Below are 23,862 nucleotides of genomic sequence, written 5' to 3' on the forward strand. Positions count from 1 at the left end.
ATCAAATGACCTCCGGGGCGAGCGAGACGATCTTCATGAAACGCTTGTCACGAAGCTCACGGCCAACCGGGCCGAAGATACGGGTGCCGCGAGGCTCCCCGTCGCTCTTCAGCAGCACGGCAGCGTTCTCGTCAAACTTGATGTACGAGCCGTCTGCACGGCGCGTCTGCTTCTTGCTGCGAACGATAACCGCCTTGACGATATCGCCCTTCTTGACGTTGCCGCCGGGGATCGCGTCTTTCACCGTTGCAACCACGGTGTCACCCAGACCCGCGTAGCGGCGGCCAGAGCCACCGAGAACACGGATCGTGAGCAGCTCCTTGGCACCGGTGTTGTCGGCAACCTTAAGGCGGGACTCCTGCTGGATCACTTAGCCTTCTCCAGAATCTCCACCAGGCGCCAGCGCTTGGTAGCGCTGAGCGGGCGGGTCTCGTTGATCAGAACGAGGTCGCCGATGCCGGCCGTGTTGGCCTCATCGTGTGCCTTTACCTTCTCGGTGCGGCGCATGACCTTACCGTAGAGCGGGTGCTTCACCCGGTCTTCGACCTCGACGACGATGGTTTTATCCATCTTGTCGCTGACGACGTAGCCGCGGCGTGCCTTACGGTACCCGCGCTGCTGGGTGGCCTCGACGGCCTCTTCCTTCTTATCGGCCATCACTCAGCCTTCCCTTCAGCGTCGGCTGCCTTCTCGTCAGCCTTCTTAGCCTTAGCTTTTGACGCCTTCTTGGCCGCAACCTCAACCGGAGCCGGCGTCGCACGGATGCCGAGCTCACGCTCACGGATGACGGTGTAGAGGCGCGCAATGTCGCGCTTGACAGCGCGGATGCGGCCGTGGCTGTCCAGCTGGCCAGTAGCCGACTGGAAGCGGAGGTTAAATAGTTCCTCCTTGGCCTTGCGCAGCTCCTCGACGAGGCGCTGGTCTTCGAACGTGTCGAGCTCGCTCGTGGCAAGCTCCTTGGTGCCGATCGCCATTACGCGTCGCCCTCCTCGCGCTTGATAATGCGTGCCTTGAGCGGCAGCTTGTGGATTGCTCGGGTCAGTGCTTCACGAGCGAGTTCTTCGCTCACACCGGCGACCTCAAAGAGGACGCGGCCCGGCTTGACGTTTGCGACCCACCACTCGGGTGAACCCTTACCGGAACCCATGCGAGTTTCGGCAGGCTTCTTGGTGAGCGGGCGGTCGGGGTAGATGTTGATCCACACTTTTCCACCACGCTTGATGTGACGGGTCATCGCGATACGAGCTGCCTCGATCTGACGGTTGGTCACATATGCGGGGGTCAGTGCCTGAATACCGAATTCGCCGAAGGAAACCTTCGTGCCACCGGAGGCCTGGCCCGTACGCTTCGGGTGGTGCTGTTTGCGGAACTTGACCTTACGGGGGATGAGCATTACGCCGAGGCTCCTTCCGCGACCGGCGCCTCGTTGCGAGGTGCACGACGACGGTCGCCACGCTCACGCGAAGGCTTCTGTGCAGCCTGTTCCCGCGCGAGTTCCTTGTTCGTCAGGTCGCCCTTGTAGATCCAGACCTTCACGCCGATACGGCCGAAGGTGGTGCGAGCCTCGTAGAAGCCGTAGTCGATGTTTGCGCGGAGGGTGTGCAGGGGCACACGGCCTTCGCGGTAGAACTCCGAACGGCTCATCTCGGCGCCGCCAAGGCGACCAGATACCTGAATACGAATACCCTTGGCGCCAGCACGCTGTGCGCCCTGCAGACCCTTGCGCATTGCGCGGCGGAATGCCACACGCGCAGCGAGCTGCTCGGCGATGCCCTGGGCAACCAGCTGTGCATCTGCCTCGGGGTTCTTGACCTCGAGAATGTTCAGCTGAATCTGCTTACCCGTGAGCTTTTCCAGGTCGCCCCGGATGCGCTCAGCTTCGGCACCGCGGCGGCCAATGACGATACCCGGGCGGGCCGTGTGGATATCTACACGGACACGGTCGCGGGTGCGCTCGATCTCAATACGGCTGATGCCGGCACGGTCGAGGTTCGTCTGCAGCAGCTGACGGATTTTGACGTCTTCGGCCACGTAGTCGGCGTAACGCTGCCCGGGCTTCGTTGAGTCCGAGAACCAGCGGGACACGTGGTCCGTGGTGACGCCGAGGCGGAAGCCGTAGGGGCTAATCTTCTGTCCCATTACTTGCTCGCCTTCTTCTTGGTGTCGCCGGCAGCGGCCTCGTCGGCTGCTTCAGGCGTCGAGAGCACGACCGTGATGTGGCTCGTGCGCTTCTTAATCTGGTTGGCGCGGCCCTGGGCGCGGGGCTGGAAACGCTTCAGCGTTGTCCCCTCGTCCACGAAGGCGTTCTTGACGTACAGGTCTTGTTCGTCAAGGTATTCACCGTCGCGGTCGGCCTTAACCTGCGCGTTAGCGATCGCTGACTCCACGAGCTTGAAAATCGGCTCGCTGGCACCCTGCGGCGCGAACTTCAGGATGGCCAGTGCCTCCTGAGCCTGTTTGCCCTTAATGAGGGCGACGACACGACGAGCCTTCTGAGGGGTCACGCGGATGTGTCGCACACGTGCGATGGACTCCACCATTTCTCTCTCCTCTTGCGTCACCGCGCTTAGCGGCGACGGCCCTTCTTGTCATCCTTCTCGTGGCCGCGGAAGGTGCGGGTGGGCGCGAACTCGCCCAGTTTGTGACCGACCATGGTTTCGGTAACAAACACAGGGATGTGCTTGCGACCGTCATGTACGGCGATCGTGTGTCCCAGCATGGCGGGGACGATCATCGAACGGCGTGACCAGGTCTTGATGACGTTCTTGGTGCCTGCCTCGTTCTGGACGACAACCTTGCGAAGCAGGTGCTCGTCGACGAAGGGGCCCTTCTTAAGACTGCGTGGCATCTTCCTCTACTCCTACTTGCGCTTCTTGCCGGTGGTACGGCGACGCACGATGTACTTGTCGCTTTCCTTGTTGGCGTTACGAGTGCGACCCTCAACCTGGCCCCACGGGGAAACAGGGTGACGACCACCAGAGGTCTTACCCTCACCACCACCGTGCGGGTGGTCGACCGGGTTCATTGCAACACCGCGAACGGTCGGGCGGATGCCCTTCCAACGGCTGCGACCGGCTTTACCGCCGTGAATGTTTGCCTGCTCCGAGTTGCCGACCTCACCGATCGTGGCACGGCAGCGGGCGTCAACGTTGCGGATTTCACCCGACGGCAGACGCAGCTGCGCGTAGGGACCATCTTTAGCAACGAGACGAACCGAGGCACCAGCCGAGCGTGCAAGCTTCGCGCCGCCACCCGGACGCAATTCGATCGCGTGAACGACCGTACCGGTAGGGATGTTCTTCAGCGGAAGGTTGTTGCCGGGCTTGATGTCGGCCGAAGCACCCGACTCCACAACATCGCCCTGACGGAGCTTGTTGGGAGCAAGGATGTAACGCTTCTCACCGTCTACATAGTGCAGCAGCGCGATGCGTGCCGTACGGTTCGGGTCGTACTCGATGTGTGCGACCTTGGCGTTGATGCCGTCTTTGTCGTTACGACGGAAGTCGATAACACGGTACTGGCGCTTGTGGCCACCACCGATGTGACGGGTCGTGATGCGGCCCTGATTGTTACGGCCACCGGTCTTGCTCAGTGGGCGAAGCAGCGACTTCTCGGGCGTTGATCGGGTGATCTCGGCGAAGTCAGCCACCGACGCGCCACGGCGACCAGGGGTCGTGGGCTTGTACTTGCGAATAGCCATGTTCTGTCCTTATCCCCCGGGTCAGCCGACTGCCGTGAAGATGTCGATGGAACCCGACTTCAGCGTGACAATTGCGCGCTTGGTGTCTTTGCGCTTGCCGGTGCCGAAACGAGTGCGACGGGCTTTACCGACGCGGTTAATCGTGTTGACCGCAGCAACCTTGACGTCGAAGATCTTCTCGATAGCGAGTTTGATCTCGGTCTTCGTTGCACGCGGGTCGACGAGGAAGGTGTACTTGCCTTCGTCGATGAGGCCGTAGCTCTTCTCAGAGACGACCGGCTTCAGGATGATGTCGCGAGGGTCTTTGTTCCAAGCCTTCGCGAGGTTCGAGTCCTGCGCGCTCATGCGGAGACCTCCTCGGTGGTGCCGGTCTTCGCAGCAACGAATGCTTCGAAGGCGGCCTTGGTGAAGACGATGTCGTCGGAGTTGACTACGTCGTACGTGTTCAGCTGGTCGAAGCTGATCGTGTGCACGTTCTGCAGGTTGCGAACGCTCTTCACGGTCAGTTCGTCGTTGCGCTCGGTCACAACAAGCACGTTCTTCGACGGTGCCACGGCAGCCAGCAGGCTGACAGCGGTTTTGGTCGAGGGCTTGCCTTCGAGACCGAACGACTCAACAACGTGCAGACGCTCACCGCGGAAACGGTCGCTGAGTGCACCAGCAAGTGCGGCAGCGATCATCTTTTTGGGTGTGCGCTGGGCGTAGTTGCGCGGCTTCGGGCCGTGAACAATGCCACCACCGGTGTGCTCGGGCTGACGGATCGAACCCTGACGGGCGTTACCGGTGCCCTTCTGCTTGAACGGCTTACGGCCAGAGCCGGAAACCTCACCGCGGGTCTTGGTCGAGTGGGTGCCCTGACGAGCTGCTGCCAGCTGCGCCACGACAACCTGGTGGATGAGAGGAATGTTCGTCTTGACGTCGAAGACCGCGGCGGGGAGCTCTACCGAGCCCGTCTTCTTGCCAGCGGTGTTCACTACGTCGAGCGCGAGAGTCGAGTTAGCCATTTAACTCAGGCCCCCTTCACTGCGTTGCGGACGTATACGATGCGGCCGCGAGCACCGGGAACAGCGCCCTTGACGAGCATGAGTCCCTTCTCGGCGTCGACAGCGTGCACTGTCAGGTTAAGAACGGTCACGCGGTCGCCACCCATACGGCCGGCCATACGCATGCCCTTAAAAACACGACCGGGGGTCGCTGAGGCACCGATTGAGCCGGCTTTACGGTGGTTACGGTGCTGACCGTGCGAGGCACCCACACCGGCGAAGTTGTGACGCTTCATCACACCTGCGGTGCCCTTACCCTTGCTGGTGCCGACAACATCGACCAGCTGGCCAGCCTCAAAGAGGCCGTCGAGGGTGAGTTCCTGACCGAGTGAGTAGTCAGCAGCATCCGCGGTGCGAATTTCGGTGACGTGACGGCGAGGCGTAACACCGGCAGCGGCGAAGTGAGCCGTAAGCGGCTGGTTCACCTTGCGGGGGTCGATCTGGCCGTACGCGATCTGAACGGCGTTGTAGCCGTCTTTCTCGGGGGTACGAATCTGGGTCACGACGTTCGGTGCGAGCTCGATGACGGTGACGGGAACAAGCTTGCCGCTTTCGTCCCATACCTGCGTCATGCCGAGCTTGGTGCCGAGCATGCCCTTAGAAGTCTTGGTGTTGATGTCAGCCATGTTGATCCTTACAGCTTGATCTCGATGTTGACGTCTGCGGGAAGGTCGAGCCGCATCAGCGAGTCAACGGCCTTCGGCGTGGGGTCGACAATGTCGATCATGCGCCGGTGGGTCCGCATCTCAAAGTGCTCGCGGCTGTCCTTGTATTTGTGGGGCGACCGAATAACGCACACGACGTTCTTCTTGGTCGGAAGGGGAACCGGGCCAACAACTGTTGCTCCGGCACGGGTAACGGTGTCGACGATCTTTCGCGCCGACGTGTCGATGACCTCGTGGTCATACGACTTCAGGCGAATGCGGATCTTTTGTCCCGCCATTGTCTGCTCACTCTCTGTCAAGCGTCTTACCGACCGGAGCCCGGTGGCTCTGGGGCATTGGACGCACATCAGCGCTGTTGCGCTTCATTTGCAGCATTCAAAGTTGTGGTGGACTCTTCTGCTGCACCGCTGTTCTGCTGTCAGCCCACACACCCGAAAGCATGTGGAAGCCGACCCTCGCCGCACACGGCGAAGCCTCATAAAGAGGAGTGTCGGTTGTATGTTCTGCCGCTCGCGGCCTAGAACCCTGCGCTTTACACGCCGCCTAAGCACTGCCCGCACGGTGATCCGGCACAGTTGTACTGCCGGAATGTGGAACCTGACTATTTTGCCACGGCAAACCACCATGCGCAAACCCGGGCGTGTCGCATCCGGCAACCGCAGTTTTTTGCTCCGGATGCTGCGCCCCGGCCTTCTTGTCGCTGCCCCGCCGCGCACGCCCCAAAACAGCATAATTGCCGAAAACAGCATGATTGTGGCGCAATCTTGCGCCACCCGGCAATTTTCCTTTTTTCGGTCAACTACCTCGCCGCGCCTTCGACAGCAGTTCTCGCGACCGGTCACAACACGCCGCTAAATACTGTGAGCAAACGGCGTGTTGTGACCGGTCGCGAAAATGGGCCATGTGCGTCGCAGCGCGGGCATAGCAAGGCAGAATACGCCGGTGGAGCGCGCGGGCACAAAAAAGGCGGCACGGCCGTAAAGATTAAACTGCGTCTGGATTCTTAGCGACGCAATATCATCCCACAGCGATTGCACATAGTTCGCGTCGGGCGCGCCAGACGCAGTCCACAGGCACCCGTAAAAATGCTGCCGCTGCCGCTCTCGCCACACCACCCGCGTGTCGCTATACATCGATGGGTTGTCGTGTGCTGATCTCTCAAAGCTTTCGTCTCAGCAGATTACGAACCGCGACAAACTTGCCACGTTCAGTTACCGACATCATCGCCATATGACGCCGGTTTTGGCGCTGGATGAATCAGTGCTTGATCGCCGCGTTTTCTGTACTTCGCAGGGCATTCAAGCCGCGGTTGAGCGTTGCGATACACCCCTCACCCTGGCAAAGTAAAGAGCGGGTCCATGGCGGACTCAACGAGGGGGGATACTCGTGAGCGATGCTTATGCTGGCTTAGCGCCGGGAGCACTGTGCGTCATCATCGCGCCTAACGACGCAGAACGAAAAGAAGCGATCGAACGTTGGCTTCGCAGTCAGGCTAACGCCGGGCATATGGGCATCCTTGTCGACGCCAACGACGACCTCACGCCTTTTGTCGAGGCAGGCATCCGTCATCTCGCCATCGACAACCTGCAACCTGCCCACGCGCCACATCGCGCGCTCATCGACCAGACACGCTTACTCTTCGAAGACGGCACGGTCGAAACTCTCATCCTCGCCAGTCACGACACGACACTTCTTGACACGCTCACCTCCACCGAAGAGATCCGTATCTTGCACGAGGCATAAAAAACCGCCGGATGCTAGAACCCCAGCATCCGGCGGCAGTAAAAGCTAGTTACTCGTTGCCGATTTTCTTGTCGAGATTGTCACGAATCTCGTCGACCTTGGCAGCGTGTTCCCCAGGAACAACCTTCTTGGCGGCACCCGCCAATTTGTCGAGCACATTGTCGCTGATTTCCTCAGCCTTATCGCTCTGCAAGGCCGCATCAATCTTGTCTTTGTTGTCGTTGATAAACGACTTAGCTCTGTTCAGCGCATCTTCTGCCGGGTTGTTCGTAGTCATCGGATTTCCCTCCATCGTCAATGACGCCAGCACCACTGCTGGCACACTCATTGTGCACCCAGACCATAAATAAAAACAAACGCCGCAGAAAACACAATGGGGCCGGACCTTGCGGCCCGACCCCATCGCTAAAAGATGTTACTTACGAGATCACCTTGGTGACGGTACCGGCACCAACGGTGCGGCCACCCTCACGGATAGCGAAGCCCAGACCATCTTCCATAGCGATCGGCTGAATCAGCTCGACCGTCATGTCGGTGGTGTCACCAGGCATAACCATCTCGGTGCCCTCAGGCAGTTCGATAACACCGGTCACGTCAGTGGTCCGGAAGTAGAACTGCGGGCGGTAGTTCGTGTAGAACGGGTTGTGGCGGCCACCCTCGTCCTTCGACAGGATGTACGCGGTGCCCTCGAACTTGGTGTGCGGGGTGATCGAACCAGGCTTAACAACAACCTGGCCACGCTCAACGTCTTCACGCTTGGTACCACGCAGCAGAAGACCACAGTTCTCGCCGGCCCATGCCTCGTCGAGCTGCTTGTGGAACATCTCGATACCCGTAACGATCGTCTTCTGCGTCGGGCGCAGACCCACGATCTCGACGTCCGAGTTGATGGCAAGCGTGCCACGCTCGGCACGGCCGGTAACGACCGTTCCACGACCGGTGATGGTGAAGACGTCTTCAATCGGCATCAGGAAGGGCTTGTCACGGTCACGCTCCGGGTCGGGAACATTCTCGTCAACGGCTTCCATGAGGTCGAGAATCGACTGTGCCCACTTCTCGTCGCCCTCAAGTGCCTTCAGCGCCGAAACGCGGATGACAGGAGCGTCGTCGCCGGGGAAGCCCTGCGACGAGAGAAGCTCACGAACCTCGAGCTCAACGAGCTCAAGGATCTCTTCGTCGTCGACTGCGTCAGACTTGTTCAGCGCAACAAGCAGGTAAGGAACACCAACCTGCTTGGCGAGCAGAACGTGCTCGCGAGTCTGCGCCATCGGGCCGTCAGTGGCGGCGACGACAAGAATCGCACCGTCCATCTGTGCAGCACCGGTGATCATGTTCTTGACGTAGTCGGCGTGACCCGGAGCGTCTACGTGTGCGTAGTGACGCTTGGGGGTCTCGTACTCGATGTGCGAAATGTTGATCGTGATACCACGCTGACGCTCTTCAGGAGCCGAGTCAATGGTGGTGAAGTCACGCTGCACGTTGGTCTCAGACGGGTACTTGTCAGCGAGCACCTTCGAGATCGCCGCCGACAGCGTGGTCTTGCCGTGGTCGACGTGACCGATCGTTCCGATGTTCACGTGCGGTTTGGTCCGCTCGAACTTGGCCTTAGCCACTGGGTCCTCCTCAGGACGGTCATGTAGAGGGTCCGGGCGCTGGTTTGCGACCGTTTCTCTACGGGTTGATTTCTCAGTTTAGTGGAGAGTGAATGTGAAGTTGTCAGTTTGCTTCTCCGGATGCCTGTGAAAAGCATCCGGAGAAGCGAAAGGGTTACTCGCCCTTGCCCTTTTGGATGATCTCGTCGGCGACAGCCTTCGGGACCTCGGCGTAGCTGTTGAAATCCATTCCGTACACGGCGCGGCCCGAGGTCTTCGAGCGGAGATCACCAATGTAGCCGAACATTTCTGACAGCGGAACGAGCGCACGAACAACCTTGACGCCCTGAGCATCTTCCATTGCCTGGATCTGCCCACGACGCGAGTTCAGGTCGCCGATAACGTCGCCCATGTACTCTTCGGGAGTACGCACTTCTACAGCCATAATCGGCTCGAGAAGTACGGGGTTAGCGCGACGCGCAGCCTCCTTGAAACCAATGGAGCCCGCGATCTTGAACGCCATCTCCGAAGAGTCGACGTCGTGCGCCGCACCGTCAACGAGGGTTGCCTTGACGCCGACCATGGGGTAGCCAGCAAGCACACCCACGTTCATTGCGTCGCGCATTCCCGCGTCAACCGACGGGATGTACTCGCGTGGAACACGGCCACCTGTGACCGCACTCACGAACTCGTACGTCTTGTCACCCTCGACCTCGAGAGGTTCGATGGTGAACTGGATCTTGGCGAACTGACCCGAACCACCCGTCTGCTTCTTGTGGGTGTAGTCGTGCTTCTCGACGGTCTTGCGGATCGTCTCGCGGTAGGCCACCTGGGGCTTACCGACGTTCGCCTCAACCTTGAACTCGCGCTTCATGCGGTCGACAAGGATGTCAAGGTGCAGCTCGCCCATACCCTTGATGGTCGTCTGACCAGTCTCGGGGTTGAGCTCGGTGCGGAAAGTGGGGTCTTCTTCAGCGAGCTTCTGGATAGCAGTACCCAGCTTCTCCTGGTCGGCCTTCGTCTTCGGCTCGATCGCAACTTCGATCACAGGCTCAGGGAAGGTCATCGACTCGAGGATGACGGGCGCGTTGACATCAGCCAGGGTGTCACCGGTGGTGGTGTCTTTCAGACCGATAACGGCGTAGATGTTTCCGGCCGAGAGCTTGTCAACAGGGTTTTCCTTGTTGGCGTGCATCTGGAAGATCTTGCCAACGCGCTCTTTTTTGCCCTTGGTCGAGTTGATGACCTGCGTGCCTGCGTCGAGCTGACCCGAGTAGACCCGAACGTAGGTCAGACGACCAAAGAACGGGTGCACGGCAACCTTGAACGCAAGAGCCGAGAACGGGTCGGATGCATCGGGACGACGCTCGATGACCTTGGTCTCGTCTTTCGGGTCGTGAGCCTCGGTAGCCGAGACGTCGAGCGGTGAAGGCAAGAAGTCAACAACCGCGTCGAGCATGGGCTGGACACCACGGTTCTTGAACGCTGAACCACACAGAACGGGGTAGATCTCGTTGGCGACAACAAGTTTGCGGATGGCGCCCTTGATTTCGTCGACAGTGAGCTCTTCGCCACCGAAGAACTTCTCCAGCAGTGCCTCATCGGTTTCGGCAACCGTTTCGAGCAGCTGCTGACGGTACTCTTCAGCCTTGGCCTGCAGGTCGGCAGGAATCTCTTGCACCTCGTAGGAGGCGCCCATGGTGACGTCACCCTTCGAGTCTCCGGGCCACACCAGTGCGCGCATCTGTACGAGGTCGACGACACCGATGAAGTCGTTCTCTGCGCCGATAGGAAGCTGGAGAACGAGTGGCTTAGCGCCCAGACGGCTCACGATGGTCGAAACGGTGTAGTAGAAGTCGGCACCGAGTTTGTCCATCTTGTTGACGAAGCAAATACGGGGAACTTCATACTTGTCGGCCTGGCGCCACACAGTCTCTGACTGCGGCTCCACACCTTCTTTACCGTCGAACACAGCAACGGCACCGTCGAGCACGCGCAGCGAACGCTCAACCTCGACCGTGAAGTCGACGTGGCCAGGGGTGTCAATGATGTTGATCTGGTTGTTGTTCCAGAAGCAGGTAACAGCGGCCGACGTGATCGTGATGCCGCGCTCTTTCTCCTGTTCCATCCAGTCGGTAGTTGCGCCACCGTCGTGGGTTTCGCCCAGCTTGTGGTTGACACCCGTGTAGAAGAGGATGCGCTCGGTGGTGGTGGTCTTTCCGGCATCGATGTGCGCCATGATGCCGATGTTGCGGACCTTACTCAGGTCGGTGAGCACGTCTTGTGCCACGGGAGTGTCCTTATCTGTCGAGCAGTGGAACTGCAAAGAATGGGGTGCCCGCCCGGTGCTCTTCGGCCCGGGCGGGCCCCGCTGATATCACCAGCGGTAGTGTGCGAACGCGCGGTTCGACTCAGCCATCTTGTGGGTGTCTTCACGGCGCTTCACGGCGGCACCGAGGCCGTTCGAAGCGTCGAGAATCTCGTTACGCAGACGCTCGGTCATCGACTTCTCGCGACGGCTCTTGGCGTAGCTGACAAGCCAGCGCAGCGCGAGCGTGTTGGCACGGTGAGGCTTGACCTCGACCGGAACCTGATAGGTCGAACCACCAACGCGGCGGCTACGCACCTCGAGAGTGGGGCGCACGTTGTCGAGAGCCTTTTTGAGCGTGGCAACGGCGTCTTGCCCACCCTTTTCTTCGACGCCAGCGAGGGCACCGTAGACAATCGATTCGGCCAGGGACTTTTTACCGTCGACAAGAATCTTGTTGACCAGCTGTGTAACGACGGGAGCGCCGTATACCGGGTCGTTGACGACGGGACGCTTGGGCGCGGGACCCTTACGAGGCATCGGACTTAACCCTTCTTCGCGCCGTAGCGGCTACGAGCCTGCTTACGGTTCTTGACGGCCTGGGTGTCGAGTGCACCGCGGACGATCTTGTAACGGACACCGGGGAGATCTTTCACACGACCGCCACGCACGAGCACGAGCGAGTGCTCCTGCAGGTTGTGGCCCTCGCCGGGAATGTAAGCGGTTACCTCTGTACCGTTACGAAGCTTGACACGAGCGACCTTACGCATCGCCGAGTTCGGCTTCTTAGGTGTGGTGGTGTACACACGGGTGCACACGCCCGCCTGCTGTGGGTTCGACTTGAGCGCAGGCGCCTTGGTCTTGTTGACCTTAGGCTTGCGGCCCTTGCGAACCAACTGCTGAATAGTTGGCACGTTTTCTCCTCATAGTGCTGCACGGTGACAGCGTGATGGGTTTCACATCATGACCCACCGACACAGTGGAATCACTGAAGTCGTCGTGGTGGGTATGCCGTGGGGGCGAGACCGGCGGATGCCGGTGCCCGTGTGTAGGCACGCCAAGGCGCACACACACCCGACCTATTGTAATGCTGCGTCATGTTCATGGCAAGCGCATGTGGGGCGTACGAACAATGTCACGCAATTCTCTCAGCTAATAAACAGCAGAAGGCGCGTTCCCCGTGAGGAACGCGCCTTCTGTTAGTCACTGCAGAGTTTTACTCTGCGACCAATTAGTCCTGCGCGTGTGCGCGCTTACGCGACACCATCAGCACGATAACACCGGCAGCCAGCACGCCGACGCCGAGCATCGAAGCGCTGATAACAGCCGAGGTGTCCATACCGGTTTCGGGTAGACCGTCACCGTTGCCACCGTCACCATTACCGTTGGGGTCATCGGTGGGCTCAGGTGTGGGTGTGGGCTCGGGCGTTACAGCCTCAGGAACAACGGTCACGGTCACGACATCAGATGTCGGGCCGATTTCGTCATCGCGAGTCTGGAATGCCGAGATTTCGTGCACACCCTCTGCCAGCGGCGCGTCGAGCGTGAAGCTCCAGGTGCCGTTGGTGACGTCTGTGGTGCCAACCTCGACGCCGTCAACGATTACGGTAACCGTTGCGCCCTCGAAGCCGGTGCCGGTGATGGTGTCAGGCGACTGAGGCAGTTCAACCTCAAGGCCGTCAGCCGGGCTGGTGATGGTCGGAGCAGTAAGCGGTGCCTGCTCAACCGTCAGCTCGTACTCCACCGTCTCAGACACGTTGTAGCCGTCGTCCTTGACCGTCAGCTGGTAGGTGTAGTCGCCTACGCCAGGAGCGGGGAACGACCAGGTGCCGTCAGCAGCAATCTCGACCTCGGTCTCGCTGCCGTTGAGCTCAACGACCAGCGTGTGACCGGGCTTGCCGGTACCGGTGATGGTTGCACCCTCGGTCACGGTGTTTGCGGTGTCAACGACAGGTGCGTCGATGAAGACCATGACGGTGTAGCCGGGCGTCTGGTTCAGGCCGTTGACCAGTGCCGTTGCGAACGAGGTGGTGTTGTCGCCGCCCGAGAGAACGCCGACTGCAATGCCGCCGTCCTTCACGAAGGAACCGCCCGAGTCGCCACCGCGCGAAACAGCGTCGGTGAGGAAGCCGTTAACAACGTGGCAGTTGACAGGAACAGGAGTGACCTCTTCACATACGTTGATGTACATGTCGACCTGCAGCACGGTGCCCGACTGCTGACCAGTCGAACGGCCCGAACGGAAGATGTTGTCACCCACGGCTACTTCGCCCACACCGTTGATAACGGTGGTCGAACCCGAGAGGTCTTCTGACTGCCAGGTGCTCCAGTCGGTAACCTCGGGAAGGAGGTTCACGCTGGTGTCGGTGACGTCAATAGCAGCGATGTCGGTGCTGCTGGGGTCGCCAGCTTCACCCTCGGTGCCACCGGGGCCACCCCACTGCGAGAAGCCGAAAGTGCCGACGACGCCGAAGACGTCGGGGTACTGGTACGCAGGCTCCTGAGCCGGGAAATAAGGGGCGTCGTCTGTCGACGGAACGGTGCGCTCGACAGTCTCGCCTTCGACACCACAGTGACCTGCGGTGATGATGGCGGGGTCGCCGTCGGGCGTCCAGCCGCTGAAGCCGAACGAGCACAGGCCGGCCTGTTCGACCAGGTAGCCGGCGCCGCCGACAACATCATCGGTCGAGAGTGCCTTAATGGGGCCGCGCTCATCGATCACGAGGTTGTCGTACGAGTCGAGCAGCGCCTTCGTCTCGTCGCTGAGCTCGTCGGAGGTTACGGAGACGACAATTTCGCCTTCACCGTTGAGACCGACACCGTTGATGCCTTCGTTCTCACCAACGAGCTCCTGAGCGAATGCGCCGTACTCGACGCCATCGACGGGTGCTGTTTGTAGGTTGATTTCTGCAGCTGTTGCGGGGCTGAGCAACAGACCGCTAGCAGCGAGCGCTGCCGTGGCTCCCACGGCAAAGAGGCGCACTGCCCTCCGGTTTGAATTCTTCACCTGATTCCTCAATACGTAGTTGTCAGAGATTGTTTTCGTGCAAGGTAAAAGCTGAATAGGCTTCCCCCAAAGCCACGCCTACGAGAGACACAGCCTCTTCACAGTAACGCACGATGTCAATTTTTGCGAGGATAGAAATCCCCATCCGTCACGAAAGTTGGTTTGCGTGCGTATTCGTTCTGTTGCTCTTCTGGTTACTGTTGGCGCGGCTGTATTCAGCCTTGCTGGTTGCTCTTCCGCCGAGGTTCCGGCGGCTCCCACCGAGGTTCCTCAGCCTAGCAATTCACCGTCTGAAACCGATACGGCAGTGCTCGAAAGCCTGTGGCACACTGCTGAGGCCACCGATGCGCCGGGACCGAAACTCGCCCTCTACGCCGATGGAACTTTCGCTGCCCACGACGGATGCAACCCCTTCAACGGCACGTATGAGCAAGACGGCGACGATCTCACCTTTGAGGTCAAGTTCGGCACGAAGAAAGGTTGCGTCGGCGTCGACACATGGCTGAGTCACATCGCCACGGCAACCGTCGACGCTGACGTACTGCAGGTGTACGACGCCCAGCAGTCGAGCATCGGTTCGCTGCCGCGGCAAAAGGAACAGTAGGCAAATAGAACTACAGTGTGTCGGCGTCGAAGGGTGAGTCGAGGGCTTCGGTGAGCTCGGCCAGCATCGCTTCGATCTGTGGTTCAACGTATTCGGCGATCGCCTGCTGCACTGCTAGTCGATGGCTGAGCAATATATTGCACACCTCACGTCCGACCGCGTTGGCGTAGTCGTCAGCGAGTGACACCTCACGCCGCAGTGCCTCTTTTGCTTCCTCGCTGAGGGGAGGCAGCGGGGGCAGTTCTGTTGCGGCCTCGTTCGCCATACCCGCCAGGGTGAACAGAAACGGTGCGCCCGGCACCGGGTCGGGGTCGAGTGGCAGTCCGTCGAACTCCGGTTCAAGATCGTCTTGTGGCCGGTAGCTTCGCGCCCTGTTGCGCTGTGACTGCTGGTCAAGTTCGCTCTGCAGCAGCGGAAGGTTCAGCGAGGTGTACTCGTTAACAGCGTGGTCGACAACCGTTTTTATGCGGGTCGATAGCCCGTGCTGCACACCGTGCGGAACATCGGCACCAATTCCCGCCGCCGACAAAATCGGTGAGCCTAAGCAGCGTCTGCACGGGGCGATTCTGCCCCGGTGCGTGGCCGGCTGCCAGCGCGGCACCCATCGCAACCAGGCCTGCACAGCCTGGTTGACCTGGGTCTCTAGCGAGCGCTCCATGCCTTTAGCGTACGGGGGTGCGGGGGCATTGAGAACATGCCTCGCCCAGCGGCGTGGGGTTGGGCGCGCAGCATCCGGGGTCGTGTGCTCTTATGATTCCGGATGCTTCTCCCACGGCCACCGCATCTGCTGCCCACGCGCCCGCACCATCACGGCCGCCCCCGCAACGAGCAGGGCGCTCAGACCCAGAATGAGGCTCGGGCCCCGCAACACCAGGTCGCGGGCGGCAACAGTAGCGTCGACAATGCTTTCGCCAGTAACGGTGGCCACAATCCACACAACGACAAGGTGCGCGAGCGGAACCACGATGGTCGCCAACATCGCCGCCCCGAATGTTGCGCGGGCCGCGCGCAGGGTGGGCAGCATCAAAAAAGTGAGCGCAAGAATCGCCGCGACCATACCGATGATTCCGGGCGCCTGACCAAGCCCCTGCACCTCGATAATGTCGGTCTCGGTGAGCAGGGTGAGAAAGCCCAGGCCCATGATCGCGACCGAGAAGAAGGTTCCGATCATGAGCACAACGGCAACGATCGTGGGAACCTTATTGGGCTCCTGCGGCGGTGTCGTGCGCGGTAAATCAGACATCACTGGGGAAGCTGCGGGCCCGCCTCAAGCGTGCGCTCGTATTCACGCTGCGCTTCGGCATTCAGCACGGTCATACGGGCGCCGCGGCGCGCCGCCCAGGCACCAAACCACATCGTGATTTCGCGGGCTGCGATGAACGCAACAATCGCGGCCGGTGCCAACAACTGCTGCTGCACCAGTTCGCTACCCTGACTGGCTGTGATCATCCAGAACGGGGCCTCAAACAGCGCACCCAAAATGTGACCGGCGTAGGCGATAACACCCACCACAAAGCCCCAGAAAACCCAGTTTCCCCAGCGGCCACGGTTGATAATCGCACCGATCAACCAGAAACCGATAAAGAACACCGCCGTGGTCACCCACAGACCAAAACCAGACACCTCGCGAACAACCAGGTCGACGAACGATGCAGAGTTTTCAGCCGCAAAATAGTCGAGCAGCACGCGCGCTGTCAGATAGATCGCGGCGAACACGATCGCTGCCAAGAGACCAATCAGGCCCGCAGCGCCCCGGTTTCCACGCGGACGCGGCGGCTCAGGTGCCTGCACAAAGATCGGCTGCATGGCGGAAGGCACTACGAGGCTCTGTGGCTCGGGTGCTGCCACCTGCGCCGTGGAGTCAACCGGCGCCTGGTACGCCTGCGTCACAGCAGGCTCCTCGGCAACAAGGGGCGCCGTGGGTGCTGGTGCATCGGCAGCGGTGGCCGTGGCAGCAGGCTCCGCCGGGGCATCAGCATCCGGATGCAACGCAGGAGCCGCACCCTCTGAGGCCACGCCCGACGTAGGCTCCGCCGGGCCCGCAGATCCGGCAAACGTGCCAGGAAAAGCCGACTCGGCCTGCGCGAACGCCGCGAGATCGGGATCTTCGGGGTTCTCGGGCACCGGGTGGGCAGAAGCATCCGGTGACTGATGCGCCACATTGTCGCGGGCGGCTTCAGCCTCGGCAAGACCCTCGTTCGCGCTGCCGACGACGTCGTCTACGCCTTCGGGGTTCTCGGGCGTCGGTGACTGGGGATCGCTCATTGGTGCTCCTCACATCGGATGGGTGCAGTGCGAGAATATCGCCGCACTGCGCTGCGCGCCATAAGGCTTGCCGAAGTATGGCGTGTTGCCTACACTGCCCAGCCGCCTGGCTTCTACCCGCCGCCATACGTGGAACGCAACATATCGCCCACAAACTGCACGGCATCAGGCATAACAGGTATCGCCAGCCACAGCAGGCCAACAATTACTCCCGCACACACGATCCCGGCAAACCAAGCCAAGAACGAGCTGCGTCCCCCAACGCGCGCCATGCCAATACAGTACGACCAATACCGTGCCGCCAAGGGTCGGACACACCCGCCCGCCGCTACGCGCGCGCTGCCGCCACCAACGGGTTGAGCGTGCGCAGAGTCGCAGCGAGCGCATCGGGATCGAGCGGTTCACTGCTGTGCACCGTTACCGCGACGGGTTCGCCCGCAAACAGATCAAGATCAACGTCACTCACCCAGGCATCCGGAGCAATGCGGTCAGGAAAAAGCGAGGCGCCCCGCACAAAGTGTTCGGCCCGCAGCGTCACACGATGCTGCCCCTCGTGCCACGGCGCAACATCAACCTCAACCGGGCCGTCGGCCAAGCCCATATCGACGTCGTCGACATAGCTGAACACAATGGGGCGCTCTAGCCCGACGATATGCGCCGAGATTATTTCGTAGCCTGTATCGCGCACGCCACTCATCACCGACGACAGCGGTATTTCTACCAGCGACTGCGGCTCCACTGGCGCCGAGAAATGCTCGCGCGCATACACAACGTTGTCGAAGCGGCGACGCACCAGCTCACCCTCGGCCTGCCAGGTTTTGTCGCCATCGTTCACGACAAACAGCGACAGCCCGTGATCGGTGCGACGAATAAGCCCCCACCGCAGTGCGTTAACGCGACGCACCGCATGCCACAGCGGCTTGCGTCGCCCATACCCATCGACCGCCGCCCACGACGTCACCGGCCAACAGTCGTTCAACTGCCACATGACCGTGCCCATGCAGTGCGGCCGCAGCGTACGCCACCAGCCGGTACCAAACTCCACCGCCCGGGCCTGATTTACCTGCGCCAAATAATGCCATTCGGCAAAGTCGCGCGGCTGCGGCAGGTGCGGCAGCATTCCGCGCGCAATCTTGTCGTTACCGTTGGGTGCTTTCTGGTGCAGCAGCATGGCTTCCGAATCCGGATGCTGCGGCTCGGCCTCAATCCCCTGCACAATCGTCGCCCACGTTGCCGGGCCCTGAAAACCGTACTCCGAAGAAAAACGTGGCCGGTAGTCGGCGTACCGCCGATAGTCGACACGGTTCCAGACGTCCCACACGTGCATCGTGCCGTAACCAGGATCATTCGGATGAATGTCGGGCGACCCCGAATAGGGGCTCCCTGCCCAATACGGTGTAGCCGGGTCAATCTCGGCCACCACACTCGGCAGCAGCTGCGTGTAGTAGCCCATCCCCCACGTCGTGCCACCGGGAGCTTCGGCAAGCTTGCGCTGCCAGCCCCAGTCGTGCCAGCCCCAAATATTTTCGTTGTTACCGTTCCACAGCACCAGGCTTGCACGCCCCGCAAGCCGCGCCACATTATCGCGCGCCTCGGCCTCAACCTCGCTCCGCAGCGGCTCTTCTTCGGGATACGTGGCGCAGGCAAACAAAAAGTCTTGCCACACCATAATTCCGCGCTCATCACAGGCGTCATAAAAGTCTTCCGACTCATAAATGCCGCCGCCCCACACCCGCAACAGGTTCAGGTTCGCCTCACGGGCATCATTCACCCTGCGCGCATACCATTCCGGGGTGATCCGCGAAGGAAAACAGTCCTCGGGAATCCAGTTCGCACCGCGCACAAAGATGGGCACGCCGTTGACACGAAAAGTGAAGGCTGCACCCGCGGCATCCGGCGTTGTATCAAGCTCAATCCGACGAAAACCAATATTCCGGATGCGACGATCCAGCACCGCACCCTCGGCATCAACCAGCTGCACCTGCAGCCGATACAGCGGCTGCGCACCCGCACCCTGCGGCCACCACAGAGCAACATCGTCGACCGCGAGGTCGACGATAGCCCGCCCCTCGGCAATCGTTGCCTGCGCCGAAACCTCCACGGTGCCGTGCGCGGCAGTCAGGGTCGCCTGCACGCTCATACCCGCACCGTCTATGCCTGCTATGCCTGCTATGCCTGCGCCGGAATGCTTCGCCATGTCGACCGTGGTCGTCACACGCACCGTGCCGACACCACGCACGCCATCGTGCTCGTGCACATCAACCTGCGGCACCACGGTCGCCAGACGCGCCCTGCTCCATGCCTCGAGCCGTACATCACGCCACACCCCGGCGGTCACCAGCTGCGGACCCCAGTCCCAACCAAAGTTTGCCGCCATCTTGCGCACAAAGTTGCCGGGCGTCGGGTAGTCATTCGGACGATCACCCAGCTGATCCCGCAGGGCCTCCGCGTGCGCCCACACATCCGCGAACTCAACCTCTAACAGGCATCCGGCAGCACCCGCCGCACGCACCTGCTCGGTCACATCCCACCGATACGTACGATGCTGATTCGCCGTCTGCGCGATAACCGCACCATCAAGCCGCACCGTTGCGACCGTATCGAGCCCATCAAAAACCAGTTCAACCCGCTCGGCATCCGCCAGCCCCGAAGCATCAATACGGGTGCGATACGCCCAATCAGAACGACCAATCCACGCCGACTTCGGCTCATTCACCCCCACATAAGGGTCGTCAATAAGGTGCGCGGCCAATAAATCGGTATGCACCACCCCGGGCACCGACGCCGCAATGTCGTGCGGAATCTCAGGTGCACCATCTGCGAGCCGCACCGGATGCAGCATCCACACCTGACCACTCGCCGACGACAGTGACAACTCGCGCCGCTCGCGCACCATAACAACCACTCACTTCTTTGCACCTACGACGGCGGCCCGGATGCGGCATCCGGAAACCAACCCAACCCAACTCAACTCAACTCAACTCAACCGACAACAGTAGTGTCTTAAGACGGGTAAGCTGGTCAGGCTGGTATTCGTTTATGGGAGGCACATCGTGGGCAGCTTCATCGTTTTCGTCGTCCTATTCCTGTCGGGAGTGTGGCTGACGGGCTACTCGCAAGAAATGACCGAATACCCCGCACTGTTCTTCACCCTCGGCCTGCTACTGGTCAGCGGCGCCCTCGCCTGGGCCATGCGCGCTGCCGGATCAGCCACCGTGCGCACCAAACAAGAGTCCGGCGACGAACCCCGCGCCCGCTAATACCGCCGCTGCGCCAGCGCCCGCCGTGCTGGCATCCGGGTTTTGTGCCTGTGCTTGTGCTCGTGCTTGAGGATTGACGCTCGGGCTTGAGGTTTGAGGTTCGTGCTTGAGGTTTGAGGTTCAGGCTTGAGGTTTGAGGTTCGGGCTTGTGCTTGAGCGAGTGTCGCCAGTGCCTGTGCTGCAACTATGCCGCGTCCGCCATTTTGGTAGCGGGCGCGGCTTTTGCGTGCGCGGCGCGTATGAATGTGTATGCGGCCAACCTTTTGTGCGCGCGGCGTTGCCCAGAACGCCCACCGTTCCCGAGAACAGCCGCCCACTGTTGCCCAGAACAGGAAAATCGCCGAATAGCGGAAGATTTCTGAAATTTCGTGCTGTATTCGGCAATTTTCCTGTTCTCGGCAACTCCCGGCAGGAAATCGCAACCTGCAACCAGGAAATAGCACCTAGCCAGCCGGAAATAGCGCCCAGCGGGTACCACTTCCGGCCGCGGCGCCTCGGGGCTAGCGGTAGTTCACAAACTGCAGGTCGATGTCGAGGTCGCTGCTTTTCAGTAGCGCAATAACCGACTGCAGGTCGTCGCGGCTCTTCGACTGCACACGCAGTTCGTCGCCGTGAATCGACGACTTCACCGATTTTGGCCCCTGCTCGCGAATGATCTTGCCGATCTTCTTGGCGTTCTCGCTCGAGATGCCGTTCTTCAGCGTCGAAACGATGCGGTACTCTTTACCGCTCGCCTGCGGCTCACCCGATTCAAGGCTCTTCAGCGAAATGCCGCGCTTGATCAGCTTCGACTGAAACACGTCGAGTACCGCTTTTGCGCGCTCCTCCGAGTTCGCAACAATCACAATTTGTTCGCCGCTCCAGGCGATCGAAGCGTCGGTACCCTTGAAATCGTAACGCTGCTCGACCTCCTTGCGTGCCTGGTTAAGCGCGTTGTCTGCCTCTTGGTTATCAACCTTCGAGACGATGTCAAAAGAACTATCAGCCATACCTTCCAGTGTATCCAGTCGCACTCGCGGCGGCTCGGCCGGCGGCTCCGGCCCCTATTCGCGCTGTGTACCGCGCCATCCGGCGAGCCAGGTTTCTAGGCGGCGATACGCTTCATTTCGGGCATCCGGATGCGAGATAAAAACGTCGTGCAGTGCGCCATCGATGCGCGCGATCGTGACGACCGGGCCCAGTCGGAGAGCGGCGCGAGCAATATCGTCGACGATAAGAACCGAGTCGGCGCGGGTCAGTTCCTCCGACCACTGAGTGGGCAAAACGGTGCGTGCCGACAGCATCACAAAAGTGGGCACATCAATGTGCAGACCTTCAGCAACCGTGCTGTGTCCTTCGAGCACGGCATGTAACCAACCCACATGCACGGGCATGCTCTGTTCGGGCCGCCACTCAAGGTTCGTCTCCAGAGGATCATCCGGGTCGACTGCCTCATGCTGCGCCCGCGAATAGTAGCCGAGGTCGATCTGCGGAATCTTCTCGAGCGGACGATACCGGGCCCGCAGGTTTACCAGCCGCAGTGCGGCCTCGCGCGTGAACCGGGGTAACTGAAACTCAAGCCAGGGGCTATTGAGAATGAGTGCGTCAGCAGCATCCGGATGCCGCGCAGCCCAAAGACTCAACACCAGACCACCAGTCGAATGCCCCAGGAGCATGAGTTTGCGTCCGTGCGCTGCGCTCTTGCGCGTCGGGCCGGTAAGGCTCACGCCAATAACGTTGAGCGCCGCGGCAATGTCTTCGTCGTAGGTGGTGAGGTCGGTGATGAATCCGGGTGTTTGCCCCTCGCGCAGGCTGCGGCCATACTTGCGCAGGTCGAGCGCATAAAAACGGGCACCGTGCGCGGTAAACGTGCGCGCAAGACGCTTATGAAAAAAATAGTCAGACCAGCCGTGCACATACAGCACATCGACGTCGTCGAGCCGACGCGGCTGACCCGTCACACGCCGCCACAATTCTTGCCACGGCTCGCGAGCCGGAAGAGCGCGCACGAGCGTGGCAACAACCGGTCCTTCGTCGTCTTCACCGAGTTCGAGCGTGGTCTGCTCAAACTCATCGCCCAGCACGTCGGGTGACCAAATGACCATAGGGCCAGAATAACGGCGTTGCCCCACACAACAACGCCGACCCACACCGTGATGCCGACCCACACCGTGGCGTTGCCCCCACCATGACGAAGACCCGAGGCAGCGCACCACCTCGGGTCTTCGATAAACGCCGTCTACACAGGCCGTCTACACGGGTCGTTTATACAACCCAGCCGTGCAGGCGTTGTCGGCTGTTACGCCTGGGGTGTGTTGTCGCGCCCAGCACCAGCATCCGGGTCACCATCACCGCCAGCACCACCCGCACCGGCACCAGGGCCACGCGAGGTTGCGCGTGAGCTGCGCACGAGGCGAAGGCCGACGGCTACCACGATGACGATGCCGGCGGCGATCGCCAGAATACCGAGCACACCCATGCCTTCGGGCTGTGGTTCGTTATCGATCGGAGCGATCGGCTCGTCGGTGTCGGCCGGTTCTTCGGTGGCTGCGGGTTCTTCAGCGGGCTCTTCGGCTGGTTCTTCGGTGGGTTCGGCCGCGGCGTCAGCGGCATCGACCGAGAACGGAATAACACCCGAGATCGGGTGCCCGTCGCTCGATACAACACGCCACTGAATCTCGTAGCTGCCGTTACCCAGACCCTCGCGCAGCTGCTGCGTGGCCGTCATTTCGTTGATGACGGGTTCACCGTCTGCCCAGTTGTCACCCTCGGCATCAAGCACCACAATTTCGGCACCGTCGGTCATCAAAATGCCCGAGAACGACAGCGTAATTTCGCTGGGCGTTTCGGTAAGAACTTCGCTGTCGGCAGGAACACTGCCCACCAGTTCATCGTGCGCTGCCGCGGGCAGAGCACCGCCGACAACAGCAACAGCTGCGACGGCAACCGCCGCTGTCCATGTTGCTATCGAATGGCGAATACGAATTTTCATGTTTTCCTCACAGGGATAGTTGTGCAAATACGCGTGTAGTGGTCTGCTCTTCAGCCCGGAATGCGAGCTGTGGCAGAAAAACCTGGTGGCACGGTGGGCCGCGTCGTGCGACAGCTGAGAGCCATACGCGTAGTCGGGGCAGGGTGTGATCGGCAGCATCCGGATGCCACCCATACACCGCAGCGCTGTGTCGCACGGTGGGTTGTTCCACACGCCGTACGAGCCATGCGCGGCACTGTGCGGCCAGGTGCAGACACAGGCCAAGCAACCATTCGCCTCGGTAGAGCAGCACACTGGTGATGCCGGATGCTGCGGCGTGCGCGATCCACATCATGGGCCCGGCGATGAACGGTGCTGCTGCCGCCGCCATGTCGGGCGACATGTCGGCCATGGGCCAGAGACTGTGGATGTGTACTCCGCCGGTGGCGGTGAGGGTTCCGGTGGGTGAGGCGCCGAGCACAAAGAGTGCGTGGAACAAAAATTGGCTGGCGAATACGGCGGCGGCCAGCCGCGCCGCGTGCAGTCGGCGACCGACAAGAGGAATACACAGCAACACCGAGAACAGCCACGGCACAAAAACGCCTGCCCAGCCGGGCATGGGGGCACCGGCGGCAACGTGTGCCAGAAGGGCAATAAAGGTCGCAACGCTCGCGGCTGCGAGACCGCGCACGACCCTGCCTACCCTGTGCTCACGCATGCTTCTA

General features: G+C 60.9%; 31 protein-coding genes. 3 read left to right on the forward strand and 28 right to left on the reverse strand.

What is annotated here, in order from left to right; genetic code table 11:
- Position 1 precedes the first annotated feature (1 nt).
- From rplN to ACQUSW_RS10765, 13 genes are all read right to left on the reverse strand, one after another.
- Positions 2 to 370 (reverse strand): 50S ribosomal protein L14, encoded by a 369-nt coding sequence (rplN, locus tag ACQUSW_RS10705; protein WP_428932292.1) that lies wholly within the window; start codon positions 368 to 370, stop codon positions 2 to 4.
- Complete coding sequence (gene rpsQ / locus ACQUSW_RS10710) at positions 367 to 657, reverse strand: 30S ribosomal protein S17 (protein ID WP_428932293.1); 291 nt, start codon at positions 655 to 657, stop codon at positions 367 to 369. Before rpsQ ends, rplN begins: the two co-directional genes overlap by 4 nt.
- The gene (rpmC, locus tag ACQUSW_RS10715) at positions 657 to 974 is read right to left on the reverse strand and encodes a 50S ribosomal protein L29 (RefSeq protein WP_428932294.1); all 318 of its coding nucleotides are present in this window, start codon (positions 972 to 974) and stop codon (positions 657 to 659) included. Before rpmC ends, rpsQ begins: the two co-directional genes overlap by 1 nt.
- Positions 974 to 1,393 carry a 50S ribosomal protein L16 gene (rplP, locus tag ACQUSW_RS10720; RefSeq protein ID WP_428932295.1) on the reverse strand — a complete coding sequence of 140 codons (420 nt, stop codon included), beginning with the start codon at positions 1,391 to 1,393 and terminating at the stop codon, positions 974 to 976. The genes rpmC and rplP overlap by 1 nt, the downstream gene beginning before the upstream one ends.
- Positions 1,393 to 2,139 (reverse strand): 30S ribosomal protein S3, encoded by a 747-nt coding sequence (gene rpsC, locus ACQUSW_RS10725; RefSeq protein ID WP_428932296.1) that lies wholly within the window; start codon positions 2,137 to 2,139, stop codon positions 1,393 to 1,395. The genes rplP and rpsC overlap by 1 nt, the downstream gene beginning before the upstream one ends.
- Positions 2,139 to 2,540: a 50S ribosomal protein L22 gene (gene rplV / locus ACQUSW_RS10730; RefSeq protein WP_428932297.1), complete on the reverse strand. Its 402-nt coding sequence runs from the start codon at positions 2,538 to 2,540 to the stop codon at positions 2,139 to 2,141. Before rplV ends, rpsC begins: the two co-directional genes overlap by 1 nt.
- A gap of 26 nt (positions 2,541 to 2,566) precedes the next feature.
- On the reverse strand, positions 2,567 to 2,848 hold the full coding sequence (rpsS, locus tag ACQUSW_RS10735) for a 30S ribosomal protein S19 (protein WP_257501491.1): 282 nt from the start codon (positions 2,846 to 2,848) through the stop codon (positions 2,567 to 2,569).
- A gap of 12 nt (positions 2,849 to 2,860) precedes the next feature.
- A complete protein-coding gene (gene rplB / locus ACQUSW_RS10740) occupies positions 2,861 to 3,700 on the reverse strand; it encodes a 50S ribosomal protein L2 (protein WP_428932298.1) in 840 nt (279 codons plus the stop codon).
- Between the two features lie 21 nt (positions 3,701 to 3,721).
- Entirely contained in the window at positions 3,722 to 4,045 is a 324-nt protein-coding gene (gene rplW, locus ACQUSW_RS10745; protein WP_428932299.1) for a 50S ribosomal protein L23, read from the reverse strand.
- Positions 4,042 to 4,704 (reverse strand): 50S ribosomal protein L4, encoded by a 663-nt coding sequence (gene rplD, locus ACQUSW_RS10750; RefSeq protein WP_428932300.1) that lies wholly within the window; start codon positions 4,702 to 4,704, stop codon positions 4,042 to 4,044. The genes rplW and rplD overlap by 4 nt, the downstream gene beginning before the upstream one ends.
- 5 nt (positions 4,705 to 4,709) lie before the next feature.
- A complete protein-coding gene (rplC, locus tag ACQUSW_RS10755) occupies positions 4,710 to 5,369 on the reverse strand; it encodes a 50S ribosomal protein L3 (RefSeq protein ID WP_428932301.1) in 660 nt (219 codons plus the stop codon).
- Positions 5,370 to 5,377: 8 nt separating this feature from the next.
- Complete coding sequence (gene rpsJ / locus ACQUSW_RS10760; RefSeq protein WP_428932302.1) at positions 5,378 to 5,686, reverse strand: 30S ribosomal protein S10; 309 nt, start codon at positions 5,684 to 5,686, stop codon at positions 5,378 to 5,380.
- A gap of 573 nt (positions 5,687 to 6,259) precedes the next feature.
- On the reverse strand, positions 6,260 to 6,541 hold the full coding sequence (locus tag ACQUSW_RS10765) for a hypothetical protein (protein WP_428932303.1): 282 nt from the start codon (positions 6,539 to 6,541) through the stop codon (positions 6,260 to 6,262).
- A 253-nt stretch (positions 6,542 to 6,794) separates the two neighbouring features.
- Here ACQUSW_RS10765 and ACQUSW_RS10770 point away from each other — a divergent pair, with 253 nt between their 5' ends.
- Entirely contained in the window at positions 6,795 to 7,151 is a 357-nt protein-coding gene (locus ACQUSW_RS10770; protein ID WP_428932304.1) for a hypothetical protein, read from the forward strand.
- A gap of 49 nt (positions 7,152 to 7,200) precedes the next feature.
- Here ACQUSW_RS10770 and ACQUSW_RS10775 read toward each other — a convergent pair whose 3' ends face one another.
- From ACQUSW_RS10775 to ACQUSW_RS10800, 6 genes are all read right to left on the reverse strand, one after another.
- The gene (locus ACQUSW_RS10775; protein ID WP_428932305.1) at positions 7,201 to 7,428 is read right to left on the reverse strand and encodes a hypothetical protein; all 228 of its coding nucleotides are present in this window, start codon (positions 7,426 to 7,428) and stop codon (positions 7,201 to 7,203) included.
- A 142-nt stretch (positions 7,429 to 7,570) separates the two neighbouring features.
- Complete coding sequence (gene tuf, locus ACQUSW_RS10780) at positions 7,571 to 8,764, reverse strand: elongation factor Tu (RefSeq protein WP_428932306.1); 1,194 nt, start codon at positions 8,762 to 8,764, stop codon at positions 7,571 to 7,573.
- A gap of 154 nt (positions 8,765 to 8,918) precedes the next feature.
- Positions 8,919 to 11,033: an elongation factor G gene (gene fusA, locus ACQUSW_RS10785; RefSeq protein ID WP_428932307.1), complete on the reverse strand. Its 2,115-nt coding sequence runs from the start codon at positions 11,031 to 11,033 to the stop codon at positions 8,919 to 8,921.
- Positions 11,034 to 11,120: 87 nt separating this feature from the next.
- Positions 11,121 to 11,591, reverse strand: coding sequence for a 30S ribosomal protein S7 (rpsG, locus tag ACQUSW_RS10790; RefSeq protein ID WP_428932308.1), 471 nt, complete (start codon positions 11,589 to 11,591; stop codon positions 11,121 to 11,123).
- Between the two features lie 5 nt (positions 11,592 to 11,596).
- Positions 11,597 to 11,965 carry a 30S ribosomal protein S12 gene (gene rpsL, locus ACQUSW_RS10795; protein ID WP_428932309.1) on the reverse strand — a complete coding sequence of 123 codons (369 nt, stop codon included), beginning with the start codon at positions 11,963 to 11,965 and terminating at the stop codon, positions 11,597 to 11,599.
- A gap of 317 nt (positions 11,966 to 12,282) precedes the next feature.
- A complete protein-coding gene (locus tag ACQUSW_RS10800; RefSeq protein WP_428932310.1) occupies positions 12,283 to 14,058 on the reverse strand; it encodes a S1 family peptidase in 1,776 nt (591 codons plus the stop codon).
- Positions 14,059 to 14,224: 166 nt separating this feature from the next.
- On the opposite strand from ACQUSW_RS10800, the gene ACQUSW_RS10805 reads away from it, so the two are divergent.
- A complete protein-coding gene (locus ACQUSW_RS10805) occupies positions 14,225 to 14,662 on the forward strand; it encodes an META domain-containing protein (protein WP_428932311.1) in 438 nt (145 codons plus the stop codon).
- 10 nt (positions 14,663 to 14,672) lie between these two features.
- On the opposite strand, the gene ACQUSW_RS10810 is transcribed toward ACQUSW_RS10805, so the two are convergent.
- From ACQUSW_RS10810 to ACQUSW_RS10830, 5 genes are all read right to left on the reverse strand, one after another.
- The gene (locus ACQUSW_RS10810; RefSeq protein ID WP_428932312.1) at positions 14,673 to 15,320 is read right to left on the reverse strand and encodes a spermidine/putrescine ABC transporter substrate-binding protein; all 648 of its coding nucleotides are present in this window, start codon (positions 15,318 to 15,320) and stop codon (positions 14,673 to 14,675) included.
- A gap of 90 nt (positions 15,321 to 15,410) precedes the next feature.
- On the reverse strand, positions 15,411 to 15,905 hold the full coding sequence (locus tag ACQUSW_RS10815; RefSeq protein WP_428932313.1) for a hypothetical protein: 495 nt from the start codon (positions 15,903 to 15,905) through the stop codon (positions 15,411 to 15,413).
- Complete coding sequence (locus tag ACQUSW_RS10820; protein WP_428932314.1) at positions 15,905 to 16,927, reverse strand: ABC transporter; 1,023 nt, start codon at positions 16,925 to 16,927, stop codon at positions 15,905 to 15,907. Before ACQUSW_RS10820 ends, ACQUSW_RS10815 begins: the two co-directional genes overlap by 1 nt.
- A 113-nt stretch (positions 16,928 to 17,040) precedes the next feature.
- A complete protein-coding gene (locus ACQUSW_RS10825) occupies positions 17,041 to 17,199 on the reverse strand; it encodes a hypothetical protein (RefSeq protein ID WP_428932315.1) in 159 nt (52 codons plus the stop codon).
- Between the two features lie 56 nt (positions 17,200 to 17,255).
- Complete coding sequence (locus tag ACQUSW_RS10830; protein ID WP_428932489.1) at positions 17,256 to 19,823, reverse strand: glycoside hydrolase family 2 protein; 2,568 nt, start codon at positions 19,821 to 19,823, stop codon at positions 17,256 to 17,258.
- A gap of 157 nt (positions 19,824 to 19,980) precedes the next feature.
- Here ACQUSW_RS10830 and ACQUSW_RS10835 point away from each other — a divergent pair, with 157 nt between their 5' ends.
- Positions 19,981 to 20,187, forward strand: a complete 207-nt coding sequence (locus tag ACQUSW_RS10835) for a hypothetical protein (RefSeq protein ID WP_428932316.1) — start codon at positions 19,981 to 19,983, stop codon at positions 20,185 to 20,187.
- A gap of 500 nt (positions 20,188 to 20,687) precedes the next feature.
- On the opposite strand, the gene ACQUSW_RS10840 is transcribed toward ACQUSW_RS10835, so the two are convergent.
- The 4 genes from ACQUSW_RS10840 to ACQUSW_RS10855 all read right to left on the reverse strand — a co-directional run bounded on the left by ACQUSW_RS10840 (position 20,688) and on the right by ACQUSW_RS10855 (position 23,855).
- Positions 20,688 to 21,176 (reverse strand): YajQ family cyclic di-GMP-binding protein, encoded by a 489-nt coding sequence (locus ACQUSW_RS10840; protein ID WP_428932317.1) that lies wholly within the window; start codon positions 21,174 to 21,176, stop codon positions 20,688 to 20,690.
- 54 nt (positions 21,177 to 21,230) lie between these two features.
- Complete coding sequence (locus tag ACQUSW_RS10845) at positions 21,231 to 22,271, reverse strand: alpha/beta hydrolase (protein WP_428932318.1); 1,041 nt, start codon at positions 22,269 to 22,271, stop codon at positions 21,231 to 21,233.
- Between the two features lie 194 nt (positions 22,272 to 22,465).
- A complete protein-coding gene (locus ACQUSW_RS10850) occupies positions 22,466 to 23,158 on the reverse strand; it encodes a copper resistance CopC family protein (protein WP_428932319.1) in 693 nt (230 codons plus the stop codon).
- A 7-nt stretch (positions 23,159 to 23,165) separates the two neighbouring features.
- Entirely contained in the window at positions 23,166 to 23,855 is a 690-nt protein-coding gene (locus tag ACQUSW_RS10855; RefSeq protein ID WP_428932320.1) for a hypothetical protein, read from the reverse strand.
- Between the last annotated feature and the right edge of the window lie 7 nt (positions 23,856 to 23,862).

This window comes from Microbacterium luticellae, from assembly GCF_050408645.1.
In the GTDB taxonomy this organism is placed as follows: Bacteria; Actinomycetota; Actinomycetes; order Actinomycetales; family Microbacteriaceae; genus Microbacterium.

Excerpts from the sequence above, each read along its gene's own strand:
- ACQUSW_RS10830 (WP_428932489.1), bottom strand. The coding sequence starts at position 19,823 with ATGGTGCGCGAGCGGCGCGAGTTGTCACTGTCGTCGGCGAGTGGTCAG.
- rplW (WP_428932299.1), bottom strand. The coding sequence starts at position 4,045 with ATGAGCGCGCAGGACTCGAACCTCGCGAAGGCTTGGAACAAAGACCCT.
- ACQUSW_RS10855 (WP_428932320.1), bottom strand. The coding sequence starts at position 23,855 with ATGCGTGAGCACAGGGTAGGCAGGGTCGTGCGCGGTCTCGCAGCCGCG.
- ACQUSW_RS10810 (WP_428932312.1), bottom strand. The coding sequence starts at position 15,320 with ATGGAGCGCTCGCTAGAGACCCAGGTCAACCAGGCTGTGCAGGCCTGG.
- rpmC (WP_428932294.1), bottom strand. The coding sequence starts at position 974 with ATGGCGATCGGCACCAAGGAGCTTGCCACGAGCGAGCTCGACACGTTC.
- ACQUSW_RS10825 (WP_428932315.1), bottom strand. The coding sequence starts at position 17,199 with ATGGCGCGCGTTGGGGGACGCAGCTCGTTCTTGGCTTGGTTTGCCGGG.
- ACQUSW_RS10845 (WP_428932318.1), bottom strand. The coding sequence starts at position 22,271 with ATGGTCATTTGGTCACCCGACGTGCTGGGCGATGAGTTTGAGCAGACC.
- rplV (WP_428932297.1), bottom strand. The coding sequence starts at position 2,540 with ATGGTGGAGTCCATCGCACGTGTGCGACACATCCGCGTGACCCCTCAG.
- rplD (WP_428932300.1), bottom strand. The coding sequence starts at position 4,704 with ATGGCTAACTCGACTCTCGCGCTCGACGTAGTGAACACCGCTGGCAAG.
- rpsQ (WP_428932293.1), bottom strand. The coding sequence starts at position 657 with ATGGCCGATAAGAAGGAAGAGGCCGTCGAGGCCACCCAGCAGCGCGGG.
- rplC (WP_428932301.1), bottom strand. The coding sequence starts at position 5,369 with ATGGCTGACATCAACACCAAGACTTCTAAGGGCATGCTCGGCACCAAG.
- rpsG (WP_428932308.1), bottom strand. The coding sequence starts at position 11,591 with ATGCCTCGTAAGGGTCCCGCGCCCAAGCGTCCCGTCGTCAACGACCCG.
- rpsJ (WP_428932302.1), bottom strand. The coding sequence starts at position 5,686 with ATGGCGGGACAAAAGATCCGCATTCGCCTGAAGTCGTATGACCACGAG.
- ACQUSW_RS10765 (WP_428932303.1), bottom strand. The coding sequence starts at position 6,541 with ATGTATAGCGACACGCGGGTGGTGTGGCGAGAGCGGCAGCGGCAGCAT.
- ACQUSW_RS10775 (WP_428932305.1), bottom strand. The coding sequence starts at position 7,428 with ATGACTACGAACAACCCGGCAGAAGATGCGCTGAACAGAGCTAAGTCG.
- ACQUSW_RS10840 (WP_428932317.1), bottom strand. The coding sequence starts at position 21,176 with ATGGCTGATAGTTCTTTTGACATCGTCTCGAAGGTTGATAACCAAGAG.
- rplP (WP_428932295.1), bottom strand. The coding sequence starts at position 1,393 with ATGCTCATCCCCCGTAAGGTCAAGTTCCGCAAACAGCACCACCCGAAG.
- ACQUSW_RS10850 (WP_428932319.1), bottom strand. The coding sequence starts at position 23,158 with ATGAAAATTCGTATTCGCCATTCGATAGCAACATGGACAGCGGCGGTT.
- rpsS (WP_257501491.1), bottom strand. The coding sequence starts at position 2,848 with ATGCCACGCAGTCTTAAGAAGGGCCCCTTCGTCGACGAGCACCTGCTT.
- rplB (WP_428932298.1), bottom strand. The coding sequence starts at position 3,700 with ATGGCTATTCGCAAGTACAAGCCCACGACCCCTGGTCGCCGTGGCGCG.
- rpsC (WP_428932296.1), bottom strand. The coding sequence starts at position 2,139 with ATGGGACAGAAGATTAGCCCCTACGGCTTCCGCCTCGGCGTCACCACG.
- ACQUSW_RS10815 (WP_428932313.1), bottom strand. The coding sequence starts at position 15,905 with ATGTCTGATTTACCGCGCACGACACCGCCGCAGGAGCCCAATAAGGTT.
- ACQUSW_RS10820 (WP_428932314.1), bottom strand. The coding sequence starts at position 16,927 with ATGAGCGATCCCCAGTCACCGACGCCCGAGAACCCCGAAGGCGTAGAC.